The organism is Rhodococcus spongiicola (assembly GCF_004011835.1).
GTDB classification, from domain to species: domain Bacteria; phylum Actinomycetota; class Actinomycetes; order Mycobacteriales; family Mycobacteriaceae; genus Prescottella; species Prescottella spongiicola.
The window spans coordinates 575,907-590,686 of sequence record NZ_RKLN01000002.1 but is presented as its reverse complement, the minus strand read 5'-3'; the positions used below and the strand labels follow the sequence as shown (position 1 = coordinate 590,686).

Sequence of the window (14,780 nt, the reverse complement as noted above, 5' to 3'; positions counted from 1 at the left end):
CCCGATGTAGGCCCGAATCGGGCGCAGCAGAGCGATATCGCCGGGTAGCGACCGGTCAAGATTACGGGACGGCGACCGTCAGGGTCAAACTGGGCCATCGCGTTGCCCCGCGGTAGTGACAGCTCACCGCCACGCCCTCCGCGGGCGGCGAACTGCCACGATTCCATCAGGCCTCGGTGTCCGTCGGCGGGCCCGCGGGACGTGCCGCGGCACGGCGACGACGGGGCCGGCGGGCAACCTGCAGATCGCCATCGTTGCGTGCCTCCGACGGTGCGGGCGGAGCCTGGGATTCGACGTCACGATCGCCCATCGGCTGCGAAGTCGGCTCCGATACGGGGATCACGAACACCGTGCCCGACTCGGGCACCTCACTCGTCGGCGCTGCCGCCGCCCGCGACACCCGCCGACTCCGCCGTCGCGACCGCGGTACCGGCGCTGCCTCGGGCTCGGGTTCCCGCGTAGCGGATTCGCGCGTAGCGGATTCGCGCTCCTCTGCCCCAGCCTTCCTGCCTCCAGCCTTCCTGCCCCCAGCCTTCCTGCCCCCAGCCTTCCCGACCTCAGCCTTCCCGACCTCAGCCGGCTCTGCCTCGGACTTCCCGACCTCAGCCTGGTCTGCCTCAGCCTGCTCGCCCTCAGCCTGCTCGACCGCGACTTGCGCAACCTCGGCCTTCACAGCATCCGAGTCGACCTTCGCGGCGTCCGACTCGGTCTCCTCCACGTTGTCGTCCGCGTGGTGTGAGGCCATCGCCAGCGCCACCGGGTGTGCCCGCTTGACGGACGCGTCCGCGGCTGCTTCCTCCGGAGTCGGGTGAGCGTGCTGACCGTTGGTCGCCGGTTCCTGGGCAGCCGCAGTCGCCCGGTCCCGACCGCGCTTCTTTCGAGAGCCCGACTCCTTGGCCTGGCCTCGGCCCTCGTCCCCCGATTTCGTCTCGATGGGGTCGCTGTGCACGACGATGCCCCGTCCGTGGCAGTGCTCACATGTGGTGGAGAACGCCTCCACCAGGCCGGTGCCGAGTTTCTTGCGGGTCATCTGGACCAGACCCAGGGAGGTGACCTCGGAGACCTGGTGGCGCGTGCGGTCCCGGCTCAGTGCCTCGGTGAGGCGGCGCAGGACCAAGTCGCGATTGGATTCGAGGACCATGTCGATGAAGTCGACGACGATCATGCCGCCGATGTCGCGCAGGCGCATCTGTCGCACGATCTCCTCGGCGGCCTCGAGGTTGTTCCGTGTGACGGTCTCCTCGAGGTTGCCACCGGAACCGGTGAACTTACCGGTGTTCACGTCGATGACGGTCATAGCCTCGGTGCGATCGATCACGAGTGTGCCTCCCGACGGCAACCACACCTTGCGATCGAGTGCCTTCGCGAGTTGCTCGTCGATACGGTGCGTCTCGAAGACGTCGGGTGTGCCGGGCGCAGGGTCGTGGCGTGTGGCCCGCGGCAGCAGGTCCGGAGCCACGTTCTCGATGTATGCCTCGACGGTGCTCCACGCCTTCTCCCCCTCGATGACGAGTTTCGAGAAGTCCTCGTTGAACAGATCCCGCACGACCTTGACGAGTAGGTCGGGCTCCTCGTAGAGCACCTGGGGGTTTCCATTCCCCTTCGCCTGCGCCTTGTCGGCCTGCTCCTGGATCCTCGTCCACTCCGTCTGCAGGCGATTCACATCGCGTGACAGTTCTTCCTCGCTGACGCCCTCGGACGCCGTCCGAATGATCACGCCGGCGTCGGCCGGGACGATCTCGCGCAAAATCTCCTTGAGTCGCTTGCGCTCGGTGTCGGGCAACTTGCGGCTGATGCCCGTGGAATTGCCCTTGGGCACATACACCAGGAAGCGGCCGGCGAGGCTGATCTGCGTGGTCAGCCGAGCACCCTTGTGGCCCAGTGGGTCCTTACTGACCTGGACCAGCACCTGATCGCCAGGCTTGAGCGCCTGCTCGATCTTGCGTTCCTTGCCGCCGAGACCGGCAGCTTCCCAGTTGACCTCACCGGCGTACAGGACGCCGTTGCGACCACGGCCGATGTCGATGAACGCCGCCTCCATGCTGGGGAGCACATTCTGTACGCGGCCGAGATAGACGTTGCCGACCATCGACGCGGACGACGAACCCGTCACGAAGTGCTCGACCAGGACGCCGTCCTCGAGAACTGCGACCTGGGTCGACGCCGCCGGATTGGCACCGCCCACCCTCTCGCGCACGACCATCACGCGGTCGACCGATTCTCGGCGCGCCAGGAATTCCGATTCGCTCAGGATCGGTGGGCGGCGGCGGCCGGCGTCACGACCATCCCGGCGGCGCTGGCGCTTCGCCTCGAGGCGTGTGGATCCGCTGATCCCCTGGACCTCGTCCTTGGCGCGGGCCTTGTTGCGCGGCTCCCGCTCGTGTACGACGGTGTTCGGCGGATCGTCGTCCGCCGCGATGTCGCCGCCCTCGGCGCCGCCCTTGCGGCGCCGACGCCGGCGCCGGCGCCGACTGGTGCTGTCGGCGCCCTGCTCCGACTCGTCCTGCTCGGCCTCTCCGGACTCGGTCTCCGAGCTGGATTCGGTGCTGCTCTCCGTGTGCTCACCTGCGGGCTGCGAGTCCCGGGTCTCTGTGGTGCCCTCGGCAGCGACCGCGCCATCGGCAGGGCTCTCCTGACTCGCGCCCGACTCGGTGCCCTCGGCGGGCTGTTCACCTCGGCCGCGGCCGCGACCACGCCGCCCCCGACGACGACGACGCTGCTGGTCGCCTCCCTCGCTTTCGGTTGACGCAGCTTCGGCTGGCGCGGCTTCGGTTGGCACGGCTTCGGCCGATCCAGCCGAGCCCGTAGCTTCCTCTGCGGGGGCGGAGGTTGTTTCCTCGGTCGCCTCGGCGTGCCGCTCGTCGGTCGGTTCTGCAGCTGGGGCGCCGCGGCGGCCGCGACGACGCGGCGCAGGCTCGGCCACCACCGGCTCGGGCTGCAGAAACAGGGGCGCCGCCATGGCGGCCGTGGCCGTGGCAGGCGGGGACTCCGGCGCTTGGCCGGCATCGGACTCAGTGTCGGTGAACAGGCCGGCGCTGGATGGTCCGAGCGCGTCGGCTTCCTGTCTCGTCTCGACGACAGCGTCCGTGGGGTTGACGCCGATCTCGGCTGGGATGTCCGGTTCGGGCGCGGTCTCCGCCTCAGGGACCGTCTTCCTGCGTGTGCGCTTGCGGGGCGCGGCCTTGACCGCCGTGTCCGCGGCGGTGTCGGTTGGGGCCTCGTCGACCGGGGCCTCTGCTACCGGGCTCTCCGGTTCCGGGGAGGGCTCGACGGCACCGGACACCACCAGGTGGATTCGCTCGGCGAGCTCGCGCTGCAGACTGGAGTGTGCGCTGCGCAGCTCAGTTCCCAGCGCGGCAGCCTCGGCAAGGACCTGCTTGCTGGTCACGCCCAATAACTTCGCCAGCGCATGGACGCGTATCTTCTCGGGGAGTACCGGGGCGGTACTCGGGTCGACCGTCGCTTCCGCGATCGGTTCCTGCACGTTGTCGGGCGGCGCTTGTTCGGCCACGTATTCTCCTCGAGCCCCCGGGCGCGTCCGTCCGTCTGGTATTCGGATACGACGCGGCCACGCGGGGGCGATCGTTGTGTACTCGCACCGAGGTACGAGATTGTATGGTCTCGCTCCACGTACTTCGCAGTGCCGTTATCACTACAAAATCGCGCGGTGCCTGTCAGGATGGCGGCGATCCACGGCGCGAGCGCCTGACCGTTCACGAAGCGAGCGCCTGATCATCCAGCGTGCCGCACGTGGAAGGATTTCTTCCGTACCTGTGGGGCAGCGATGACGGGCTTCGCGCCGTGGTGTCATCCGATCGGATCCGCGTGGAGCAAAATTGCGGGCCGATCGATTCAAGTATCCCACACCCCAGCGGTGTATCTGCCTATTGACGCTCAGGTGGGTGGCGGAACGAAAGGACGCCCCACGGACTCGACGTCCATGGAGCGTCCTGGATGGTGGAAATCAGCGCTGTGCGAGAACCGGGAACCAGAGTGCGATCTCACGCTCAGCGGACTCGATCGAATCGGAACCGTGGACGAGATTCTGGCCGCCATCGAGCGCGAGGTCAGCGCGAATGGTCCCTGGAACGGCCCTCTCGACGGGATCGGTTCCGCCGGCGATCTGACGGAATGCGGCGATCGCACGCGGCCCTTCGAGGACCGCAGCCACGAGCGGACCCGACGTGATGAACTCGAGCAGGCCCGGGTAGAACGGCTTGCCTTCGTGCTCGGCGTAGTGTGTCGCGGCGACATCGGTCGATGCGGTCCGCAACTCCATAGCCGCGATGGTCAGACCCTTGCGTTCGATGCGGGCGAGGATCTCGCCGACGTAGCCACGTGCTACGCCGTCGGGCTTGATCAATACCAGGGTGCGCTCAGTCACGGGAAGTAGCGTAGACGGTCAGTCTCGTTGCCCGGGAAGCAGACCCCGCTCGATCCGGCGGGTGATGTCCTTCCGGAGGTACAAGATGTACAGCCAGACGGCACCGAACAGCAGCCCGATCACACCTAGTGCCGTGTCCACGAAGAACCCGAGGATCGTGAAGACCTGCAGCGTCAGGTTGAACTTCATCGCCCACGGACGGCCCTGAACGCCGGCACCGAGAATCATCAGCAGTGCGAGCACACAGATGTAGGTGCCGGAGAACCACGTCAGGCCCCTCGAGTTGACGACGGCCACCACTGGAAGCGCCAGCAGCACAACGATCGCCTCGAGGACGAGTGTGCCCGACAGCACGCCGCGGAAGCCCTTCCACGGATCGTTCGCCGGCGGACGGAATTCGGGCTGGGGGTTGCCAGGGATCTCGCTCACACGGGGTCCTTTCCGAACAGGGATCGGGCAGCGCCCGCGGTCACGACCGAACCGGTCACCACCACGCCGGCACCCGACACTGCCTCACCGGGCTCAGCGACTTCCTCCGCCAGCCCGATCGCGGTCTCGAGAGCGTCGGCCAGCGTGGGCGCCACGACGACCCGCTCGTCGCCGTACCTGGCCACGGCACGACTGGCCAGATCCTCGACGTCCATCGCCCGTGGTGAGCCGTTGTGGGTTACGACGAGCTCGTCGAAGACCGGTTCGAGGGCGTCGAGGATCCCATCGATGTCCTTGTCGGCCATGATGCTGACGACACCGACGAGTTTGCGAAAGTCGAACTCCGTGGAGAGCGCGGCGGCAAGCGCCTTGGCCGAGTGGGGGTTGTGCGCCGCGTCGAGGAACACCGTCGGCGCGCTCCGGACGCGTTCGAGTCGACCCGGGTTGATTACCGAGGCAAAGCCGGCGCGAATGGTGTCGACGTCGAGCTGACGATCCTGACCGGCCCCGAAGAACGCCTCCACTGCAGCCAGCGCGAGGGAGGCATTGCGTGCCTGATGCTCACCGTGCAGCGGCAGGAAGATGTCGTCGTACACACCGCCGAGACCCTGTAGTTCGAGCTGTTGGCCACCGATCGCGATCTGCCGACGCAGCACCTTGAATTCGGATCCCTCGCGGGCGACGGCCGCGTCGACCTCGACCGCGCGCCGAAGCAACACGTCCATCGCCTCGGGGGCCTGCTCCGCAAGGATCGCGACGGTGTCGGTCGCGACGATTCCGTCGTCGCGGCCGGTCTTGATGATCCCGGCCTTCTCCCCCGCGATCGACGCGAGGTCGGGACCGAGATAGTCGACGTGGTCGAGGCCGATCGGGGTGATCACCGCGACCTGCGCGTCGATGACGTTGGTGGCGTCCCACTTTCCGCCGAGACCGGTCTCGACGACCGCGACATCGATGGGCGCCTCGGCGAACGCCGCGTACGCCATCGCGGTGGTGACCTCGAACTTGCTCATCGCTGGACCGCCGGCAGCCTCGGACTGCTGGTCGATCATCCTGACGTACGGTTCGATCTCTCGATAGGTGTCGATGTACGTGCGCACGGGAATCGGCGCACCATCGATGCTGATCCGCTCGGTCGCCAACTGCAGGTGCGGACTCGTGGTCCGTCCGGTCCGACGATGCAGGTGGGTGAGCAACGCGTCGATCATCCGGGTCACCGACGTCTTGCCGTTGGTACCGGCGACGTGGATAGCCGGATAGTTCCGCTGCGGTGAACCGAGCAGATCCATCAACGCGGAAATCCTCGTCAGCGACGGCTCGATCTTGCTCTCGGGCCAGCGCCTATCCAGTTCCGCCTCGACGAGCGCGAGTTCGGCCAGATCGACCGGGGTGGGTTCACCCGGGCGTTCGGTGGTCACGCGCCGCCCAACTCCTTCAGGCGAGCGGTCATGCGGGCGATCTCCTCCTGGGCCACCTGCCGGCGGGTACGAATCTTCTCGACGACCGCTTCCGGCGCCTTGGCGAGGAACGCCTCGTTGGACAGCTTGGCGGTGGTGCCCGCAAGCTCCTTCTCGGCGACCGCGAGGTCCTTCTCGAGACGCTTCTTCTCGGCACTCAGGTCGACGGCACCCGAGGTATCGAGTTCGACGGTCACCGTGGCCCTGCTCAGCCGCACCTCGACGGACGCGGTCGCCGCGAAGCCGTCCGCGGAGTCGGTGAGTTTGGCGAGCGACGCAATGGACGTCAGTTGGGCCTCGATGTCGGCCTCGTCGGCACCTGAGAGGCGGGCGGCCACCTTCTGCGACGGCTTGAGGCCCTGGTCACTGCGGAAGCGACGGACCTCGGTCACCAGCTTCTGCATGTCCTCGATGCGCTGGGCCGCAACGGGATCGGCGGCAACGTCACTCGCATCCGGCCACCGTGCGACAACCACGGACTCGCCGCTGGTGAGCGCCTTCCACAGCGTCTCCGTGACGAACGGGATGACGGGGTGCAGCATCCGCAGGAGAGTGTCGAGGACGTTGCCGAGCACGGCGCGGGTCGCTGTCGCCTGCTCGTCGCCGGTCGCGAGCTGGACCTTTGCGAGCTCGAGGTACCAGTCGCACACCTCGTCCCACGCGAAGTGGTAGAGCGCCTCGCACGCCTTGGAGAACTCGAACCTCTCGAACGCCTCGTCCACCTCGGCGCGGACCTGCTCGAGCCGGTCCAGGATCCACCGGTCGGCGTCGCTGAGCCGGTCCCGGTCAGGCAGCTCGGCGACCACGGCACCATTCATCAGCGCGAACTTGGTGGCGTTGAACAACTTGTTCGCAAAGTTGCGGGACGACTGCGCGTGGTCCTCGCCGACCGCGAGGTCGCTGCCCGGGTTGGCGCCGCGGGCGAGCGTGAAACGCAGGGCATCGGCGCCGTACCGATCCACCCAGTCGAGAGGGTCGATGCCGTTGCCGCGGGACTTCGACATCTTCTTGCCGAACTGGTCACGGACGAGGCCGTGTAGGAACAGATCCTTGAACGGAACGCTGCCCTGCAGATTGCGCTCGTCACTTCCCTGGCCGGCGGCGTAGGTGCCGAACATCATCATCCGGGCCACCCAGAAGAACAGGATGTCGTAGCCGGTGACGAGGACGCTGGTCGGGTAGAACTTCTCGAGTTCGGGGGTCTTGTCGGGCCAGCCCATCGTGGAGAACGGCCACAGTGCCGAGGAGAACCACGTGTCGAGCACGTCGGGGTCCTGCTCCCAGCCCTCGGGGGCGGTCTCGTCCGGGCCGACGCACTTGACCTCGCCGTTCGGGCCGTACCAGATCGGGATGCGGTGGCCCCACCAGAGTTGCCGCGAGATGCACCAGTCGTGCATGTTGTCGACCCAGCCGAACCAGCGCGGTTCCTGGCTTGCGGGGTGGATGACGGTGTCGCCGTTGCGGACCGCGTCACCCGCGGCCTTGGCGAGCGCATCGACCTTGACCCACCACTGCATGGACAGACGCGGCTCGATCGTCTCACCCGAGCGCTCGGAGTGGCCGACGCTGTGCAGGTAGGGACGCTTCTCGGCCACGATGCGGCCCTGCTCGGCGAGTGCCTCGCGCACCTTCACCCGCGCCTCGAAGCGATCCATGCCGTCGAACTGGGTTCCGGTCTCGGCGATCCGGCCGGCCTTGTCCATGATCGTCGGCATCGGCAGGTTGTGCCGCAGGCCCATCTCGAAGTCGTTGGGATCATGTGCGGGCGTGATCTTCACAGCACCCGTGCCGAACTCGGGGTCTACGTAGTCGTCGGCGATGATCGGGATCTGGCGCCCGGTGAACGGGTGCTCGAGAGTTGTGCCGACGAGGTGCTTGTAGCGCTCGTCGTCCGGGTGGACCGCGACCGCTGTGTCACCGAGCATCGTCTCGACACGGGTGGTGGCGACGATCACGTGCGCCTCACCGTCGTCCAGCGAGCCGTAGCGCAGTGAGACGAGTTCGCCCTCCACCTCCTCGAACTTGACCTCGATGTCGGAGATCGCGGTCTGCAGCACCGGCGACCAGTTGACCAGACGCTCGGCTCGGTAGATCAGGCCCTCGTCGTAGAGACTCTTGAAAATCGTCTGGACGGCACGCGAGAGGCCCTCGTCCATCGTGAAGCGGTCACGGCTCCAGTCGACCCCGTCACCGATGCGGCGCATCTGCCCCTGGATCGTGCCGCCGGACTGACGTTTCCAGTCCCAGACCTTCTCGACGAACGCCTCGCGGCCGAAGTCCTCCTTGGTCACGCCATCGGCGGCGAGTTGCTTCTCGACGATCGTCTGCGTCGCGATGCCGGCGTGGTCCATGCCCGGCAGCCACAGCACCTCGTACCCCTGCATGCGCCTGCGTCGCGTCAGGGCATCCATCAGGGTGTGGTCGAGCGCGTGCCCCATGTGCAACGAGCCCGTGACGTTCGGCGGCGGCAGCACGATCGAGTAGCCCGGCTTCTCGCTCGACGGATCGGCGGTGAAGTAACCGGCGTCCACCCAACCCTGGTACAACTCGGCCTCTACCGCGCTGGGATCCCAGCTCTTGGGAAGGGCATCGGCGGGGTACTGGGGAGTCTCTGGCGCACTGGTCACCCCCCAATCGTAATCAGTAGTGGCGAATCGCCCGGATCCGGCTCGGGGCCGCTGACGGACCCGAGACGGGAGCCGAGGACATCCTCGGCGAGGACCAACTGCGTGACGACGGCCCGCGAACCGTCAACGCGGATTCCGCCACATCTTCCACAGCGTCGGGCCCCCGTCTGGCAGCACGATCTCGCCGGTGACCTCGAAACCGAACCGCTCGTAGTAAGGAATGTTCTCCTTCTTGCTGGATTCGAGGTAGGCCGGTGCTCCTTCGGCGTCGCAGCGCGACAACCGCGAGTTCAGCAAGGCCTTCCCGTGACCCCGGCCACGACCGGCAGCCGTCGTACCGATCGCCGCCAGATACCAGTGCGGCTCGGTCGGATGCGCCGAATCGAGCGCCTGCACAGCCCCGGCGCCGACCCGAAGGTGTCGGCCCAGTGCCCGCGCGACCGCCGGAAACCCGAGAAGGGAGTTAAGCGTCGACTGCTTCCACCGCCCCGGTGGATCCCACAGCGCTCCCCCGACGACGCCCCCCTGCGGCGACTCGGCCAGTTCGACTCCGCCACCGGCGAGGTGGTGGTAGCGGATCTCGGCGCTGAACAACCTGGCAAGGCCCACCGGACGCCTGGCGGCGTCGGGCAGCATCCAGGACGTCACCGGATCGTCATCGAAGGCTTCCGCGAGTGCGCGAGAGACCGCGGGAATGTCCGATCGGGTCACAGGTCGCACGACGACTCCCATGTCGCCAGAATAACCGGCCACTCAGTCCAGCAGGGGTGCAATGCGCCCAGGGATGTTGTCGAGCGCATGCGGCAGGCTCAGCACGGTGCTCCAGGCCATGGCCTGGGCGGCCTCGTCCTCGAGAATAATCGCCCGACCATCCTTGACAACGTCGAGAGTCTGATACAACGGCGTCCTGTCGAGCTCGGCCCGTAGCTGGTCGCCGAAGCTGCCACTTGCGTACCACACCAGCAGGTCGACGTCGGCGAGCGAGAGTTGTTCAGCGCTGATCTCCGCGAAGTTCGTGGACCGGAGTTGTTCGGCAACAGGGGGATTCACGAACCCGAGCTCCGTGAAGAACCGCACCTTCGGATCGTCCGGTCCGTACACGCCGAACTGGCCGGGGCCCTTGAGCGCGCCGACGAGGACCGTCTTGCCCGCGAACATCGGGTGCGCGGCGGCGGTGTCGGCGAACTGCTTCTGCACGCCCGCCACCAACCCCGCGGCCCGTTCCTGCTCGCCGAGCGCCTCCCCGAGGATCCTTGTCTGGTCCTGCCAGGACACGCCATAGTCTGCGACACCGGCCGGTTGCGCGACCGTCGGCGCAAGGGCCGAGAGCATGGTGTACTGCCCCTGAGTCAGCCCCGAGTAGGTTCCGACGATCAGGTCGGGCGCCGCTCCGGCCACCTTCTCGATGTCGATTCCGGTGCTCGCGCTCCCGACGATCGCCGGCTTGGCATCGCCGAGCAAGTCCTGAGCCCACGGCCACACCGCGTTCGGATAGTCGCCGTACCAGTCGAACACGCCGACCGGGACCGCACCCAGCGCGAGCAAAGCGTCCTGGTCGTTGTAGCCAACGCTGACGATCCGCTGAGGATTCACGGGAACCGTTGTCTCGCCGTACTTGTGGGCGATCGTGGCGCCGCCTGCGACCGCACCGCCGCCACCGGAGCCGCCGCCACACGCTACAGCGAATGCGAGCACCGCGCCTGCGCTGCCGATCAGGAACCCGCGGCGCGAATATTCGCCGGCTCGCGTCTGGAGATCACCCATGAGGACCCTTCGTATCGTGGCGGCACCCCACCAGAGAAGGTAAGGCTAGCCGATCTTAGCGCCACCCTCAGTGCGTCGAATCGTGCGCCGGCGTCCGATCAGGGCCAGTATGGGCTTATGACGCGTAGGGGCCCCAGGGACGACATCAACGAGAACGAGCTCGTCGTCAGCCACCCCAAGGACTCTGCGGCCGGAGTTCCGGCTGTACTGGTGTCGCTCGACCGCGCGATCGAGCAGATGGGAATCGCACGCACCGCGCGCACACTCATCCGACTCAACCAGCGACACGGTTTCGACTGCCCGGGCTGCGCGTGGCCCGAGACGCCCGGCCACCGCAAACCGGCAGAGTTCTGCGAGAACGGCGCCAAGGCCGTCGCCGAGGAAGCCACGCTACGGACGGTGACCCCGGTGTTTTTCGCCGCCCACCCGGTCTCGGAACTGGCCGGGCACACCGACTACTGGCTGGGTCAGCAGGGCCGGCTCGCGCACCCGATGGTGCTTCGACCCGGCAGCGACCGCTACGAGCCGATCGGGTGGGACGACGCATACCGGCTGATCGCAACCCACCTCCGCGAACTCGACACCCCCGACGAGGCGGTGTTCTATACGTCCGGGCGGACGAGCAACGAGGCAGCGTTCCTGTACCAGTTGATGATTCGCAGCTTCGGGACCAACAACATGCCGGACTGCTCCAACATGTGCCACGAGTCGTCCGGCAGTGCGTTGACCGACGCGATCGGTATCGACAAGGGATCGGTCTCCGTGCCCGATCTCGAGCAAGCCGACCTGATCCTGATCGCCGGCCAGAACCCGGGAACCAACCACCCCCGAATGCTCTCGACACTCGAGAAGGCCAAAGCCAACGGGGCACGGATCATCGCGATCAACCCGCTGCCCGAGGCCGGACTGCGCCGCTTCAAGGACCCGCAAAAGGTGGGTGGGGTGCTCGGCCGCGGCGTCGAGATCGCCGACGAGTTCCTGCAGATCCGCCTCGGCGGCGACATGGCGCTGTTCCAGGGTCTGGGCCGACTGCTGCTCGAGGCCGAGGACCGCGCGCCCGGCACCGTCGTCGACCGTGCGTTCGTCGACACGTACTGCGCCGGCTTCGACGAGTACGCAGCGCACGTACGCGCGGTCGATCTCGATACCGTCGTGCAGGCCACCGGGCTGACGATGAGGCAACTCGAGGACACCGCTCGTGCCCTCATCGAATCCGAGCGAACCGTCACCTGCTGGGCGATGGGCCTGACTCAGCACACGCACGCCGTCGCAACCATCCAGGAGGCCGTCCACCTGCTGCTGATGCGCGGCATGATCGGCAAGCCTGGGGCGGGCGTCTGCCCGGTCCGCGGCCACTCGAACGTCCAGGGCGACCGCACCATGGGCATCTGGGAGAAGATGCCCGAGGAGTTTCTCGCCGCACTCGACACCGAGTTCTCCATCGAGAGTCCGCGTCGGCACGGATGGGACACCGTCGACGCGATCCGCGCCATGCGTGACGGGCGCGCCCGGGTGTTCATGGCGATGGGCGGGAACTTCGTGTCCGCCACTCCCGATACCACCGCCACCGAGCAGGCACTACGCAATTGTGAACTGACGGTTCAGGTCTCGACGAAACTCAATCGCAGCCACGTGGTCCACGGGCGCACCGCGCTGATCCTGCCGACGCTCGGACGCACCGATCTCGACATCCAGTCGACCGGCCAGCAGGCGGTGTCGGTGGAGGATTCGATGTCGATGGTGCACCTGTCGCGGGGCCGGCTGAAGCCCGTGAGCGAGCACCTGCGTAGCGAGGTCGCGATCATCTGCCAGCTCGCGCGGGAACTGCTCGGCCCCGACCATCCCGTGCCGTGGACGAAGTTCGAGGGCGACTACGACCTGATCCGGGATTCGATCTCGCGCGTCGTCCCAGAGTTCGAGGACTACAACACCCGGGTCAGGCAGCGCGACGGCTTCCTGCTGCCGCATCCGCCACGTGACTCCCGGGAGTTCCGCACCCACACGGGCAAGGCCAACTTCGAGGTGAACCCGCTCGAATGGGTGCCGACCCCACCCGGCCGCCTGATCCTGCAGACACTGCGCAGCCACGACCAGTACAACACCACAATCTACGGGCTCGACGATCGCTACCGTGGCGTCAAGAACGGCCGCAAGGTGGTATTCGTCAACGCCGACGACATCGCCGAACTCGGCCTGCGCGATGGCCAGATCGTCGACATCGTGTCCGAATGGGCGCCAGGCGACAACACCGGCGAGACTGTGGAGGAGCGCCGGACCCGCGACTTCCGGATCGTCGAGTACAACACACCACGTGGCAACGCGGCCGCGTACTATCCCGAGACCAATCCCCTCGTGCCGCTCGATCACGTTGCCGCCAAGTCGAACACACCGGTGTCGAAGGCGATCGTCGTGCGCCTCGAGCCGACAGAGGGAAAGTAGAACAGGGGGAAAGTAGATGGGACGAGTCACCGCCCGCCGCCCCGTTCTGCGGATCACCGCAGACGGTACTCGACGGCGACCGGACACCCTGGCCGTTGAGGAGCCCCTCGAGATCCGTCTCGGCGGGCACCCCCTCACGGTCACGATGCGCACCCCCGGCAACGACGTGGACCTGGCCCACGGATTCCTGTTGGCAGAGGGGATCATCGAGTCCGCACGAGACGTCAGCACCGTCCGCTACTGCGACGGTGTCGGTGAGGACGGCGCCAACACCTACAACGTGCTCGACGTCGAACTCGCTGCCGGAGTACCGGATCCGGGGAACCGGGGGCGACGCGAGTTTCTGACCACCTCCGCGTGCGGCGTGTGCGGCAAGGCGTCACTCGACGAGGTCGCGGTCCGCAGCAGGTTCTCATTGTCCGACAGTTCGCTCGAGGCCACCGCGACGGCACTTTCTTCGATGCCGTCCACCTTGCGGCGCAGCCAGCGGGTGTTCGCCGCGACGGGCGGACTGCACGCGGCCGGACTGTTCACTGCCGACGGCGCCTTGCTGGCAGTTCGCGAGGACGTCGGTCGGCACAACGCGGTCGACAAGGTCCTGGGCTGGGCACTCACCGAGAACCGGATCCCGCTCACCGACGCGATCCTTATCGTGAGCGGCCGCGCCTCGTTCGAACTGGCCCAGAAGGCGACCGTAGCCGGGGTTCCTCTCCTCGGTGCGGTGTCCGCACCGTCGTCGCTCGCCGTCGACCTCGCACGCGATCGCGACATGACGCTCGTGGGTTTTCTGCGCGGCGAGACCATGAACGTCTATGCGGGCGAGCACCGCATCAAGATCTGACCCGGCGCACGTCCAGTACCCTTGTCCGTCGTGGACTCCCCGAACACGGTGCTGGGCAAGGTGGTCACCGTCCTCGACGCCTTCACCGCGGAGGACCACTGGGTGAGCTTCAGCGAACTCGTGCGTCGCACGGGACTGAACAAGACCACTCTGCACCGACTGCTCGCTGAATTGGTCGGGACCCGACTGATCGACCGGTCCGGATCCGGGTACCGCCTGGGTCGGCACCTGTTTGAGTTGGGAATGCGGGCTTCGGTGGAACGAGGCCTGATCGAGGTGGCGACCCCGTTTCTGGAAGACCTCCGCGAACGCACCCGTGAGACCGTGCACCTCGGCGTACTCGAGGGCGAGGAGGTCGTGTACGTCGCCAAGATCGGTGGCCATCTGCAGGCCGAATCACCCTCGCGCGTCGGTGGGCGAATGCCGTTGTACTGCACAGCGATCGGCAAGGCCATGCTCGCCCACTCCCCGAGCGAACTGAAGGCGCGCACACTCGCCGGGCCGCTCCCGCGCCGCACGCCTCGGACCATCACGGCTCCGGGCCGCCTGGCCCGGCAACTCGACACCATCGCGGAGACGGGTGTGGCCTTCGAGTACGAGGAGTCGGCCGTGGGGATCGTGTGCGTCGCGGCAGCGATTCTCGACGCCGACGATCGTCCCGTTGCCGGGGTCAGCGTGACCGGCCCGGTCACCCGCCTGCGACCCGACGCTCACACCAACGAGGTCCGTGCGGCCGCCGCGGGAATCGCGGCGACCCTCGTGCGCCGCGAAAACCTGCGCCACGACTGACCTCACCAGGAGAGTTTCACTCAGCGAAACCGATCGCTCGCGACGAACGG

The 14,780-nt window shown here is 67.2% G+C and carries 10 protein-coding genes; 3 read left to right on the top strand and 7 right to left on the bottom strand.

Annotation, left to right across the window (positions count from 1 at the left end):
- Positions 1 to 166: 166 nt before the first annotated feature.
- The 7 genes from EF834_RS07415 to EF834_RS07385 form a co-directional block, all read right to left on the bottom strand.
- Entirely contained in the window at positions 167 to 3,511 is a 3,345-nt protein-coding gene (locus EF834_RS07415) for a translation initiation factor IF-2 N-terminal domain-containing protein (RefSeq protein ID WP_127946542.1), read from the bottom strand.
- A gap of 453 nt (positions 3,512 to 3,964) precedes the next feature.
- On the bottom strand, positions 3,965 to 4,384 hold the full coding sequence (gene ndk / locus EF834_RS07410; RefSeq protein ID WP_127946541.1) for a nucleoside-diphosphate kinase: 420 nt from the start codon (positions 4,382 to 4,384) through the stop codon (positions 3,965 to 3,967).
- An 18-nt stretch (positions 4,385 to 4,402) separates the two neighbouring features.
- On the bottom strand, positions 4,403 to 4,804 hold the full coding sequence (locus EF834_RS07405; protein ID WP_127946741.1) for a DUF4233 domain-containing protein: 402 nt from the start codon (positions 4,802 to 4,804) through the stop codon (positions 4,403 to 4,405).
- A gap of 5 nt (positions 4,805 to 4,809) precedes the next feature.
- The gene (gene folC / locus EF834_RS07400; RefSeq protein WP_127946540.1) at positions 4,810 to 6,231 is read right to left on the bottom strand and encodes a bifunctional tetrahydrofolate synthase/dihydrofolate synthase; all 1,422 of its coding nucleotides are present in this window, start codon (positions 6,229 to 6,231) and stop codon (positions 4,810 to 4,812) included.
- Positions 6,228 to 8,897 (bottom strand): valine--tRNA ligase, encoded by a 2,670-nt coding sequence (locus EF834_RS07395; RefSeq protein ID WP_127946539.1) that lies wholly within the window; start codon positions 8,895 to 8,897, stop codon positions 6,228 to 6,230. The genes folC and EF834_RS07395 overlap by 4 nt, the downstream gene beginning before the upstream one ends.
- Positions 8,898 to 9,020: 123 nt before the next feature.
- Positions 9,021 to 9,629, bottom strand: coding sequence for a GNAT family N-acetyltransferase (locus EF834_RS07390; RefSeq protein ID WP_127946538.1), 609 nt, complete (start codon positions 9,627 to 9,629; stop codon positions 9,021 to 9,023).
- Between the two features lie 21 nt (positions 9,630 to 9,650).
- Positions 9,651 to 10,661, bottom strand: coding sequence for an iron-siderophore ABC transporter substrate-binding protein (locus tag EF834_RS07385; protein ID WP_127946537.1), 1,011 nt, complete (start codon positions 10,659 to 10,661; stop codon positions 9,651 to 9,653).
- Between the two features lie 117 nt (positions 10,662 to 10,778).
- Here EF834_RS07385 and EF834_RS07380 point away from each other — a divergent pair, with 117 nt between their 5' ends.
- The 3 genes from EF834_RS07380 to EF834_RS07370 are packed head-to-tail and all read left to right on the top strand — an operon-like array spanning position 10,779 to position 14,730.
- Positions 10,779 to 13,100: an FdhF/YdeP family oxidoreductase gene (locus EF834_RS07380; protein ID WP_127946536.1), complete on the top strand. Its 2,322-nt coding sequence runs from the start codon at positions 10,779 to 10,781 to the stop codon at positions 13,098 to 13,100.
- Positions 13,101 to 13,116: 16 nt separating this feature from the next.
- Positions 13,117 to 13,941, top strand: coding sequence for a formate dehydrogenase accessory sulfurtransferase FdhD (gene fdhD, locus EF834_RS07375; RefSeq protein ID WP_127946535.1), 825 nt, complete (start codon positions 13,117 to 13,119; stop codon positions 13,939 to 13,941).
- 30 nt (positions 13,942 to 13,971) lie between these two features.
- Positions 13,972 to 14,730: an IclR family transcriptional regulator gene (locus tag EF834_RS07370; RefSeq protein ID WP_127946534.1), complete on the top strand. Its 759-nt coding sequence runs from the start codon at positions 13,972 to 13,974 to the stop codon at positions 14,728 to 14,730.
- The last annotated feature ends 50 nt before the right edge of the window (positions 14,731 to 14,780 follow it).

Coding starts and splice junctions, on each gene's coding strand:
- fdhD (WP_127946535.1), top strand. CDS start 13,117: ATGGGACGAGTCACCGCCCGCCGCCCCGTTCTGCGGATCACCGCAGAC.
- EF834_RS07390 (WP_127946538.1), bottom strand. CDS start 9,629: ATGGGAGTCGTCGTGCGACCTGTGACCCGATCGGACATTCCCGCGGTC.
- EF834_RS07380 (WP_127946536.1), top strand. CDS start 10,779: ATGACGCGTAGGGGCCCCAGGGACGACATCAACGAGAACGAGCTCGTC.
- EF834_RS07385 (WP_127946537.1), bottom strand. CDS start 10,661: ATGGGTGATCTCCAGACGCGAGCCGGCGAATATTCGCGCCGCGGGTTC.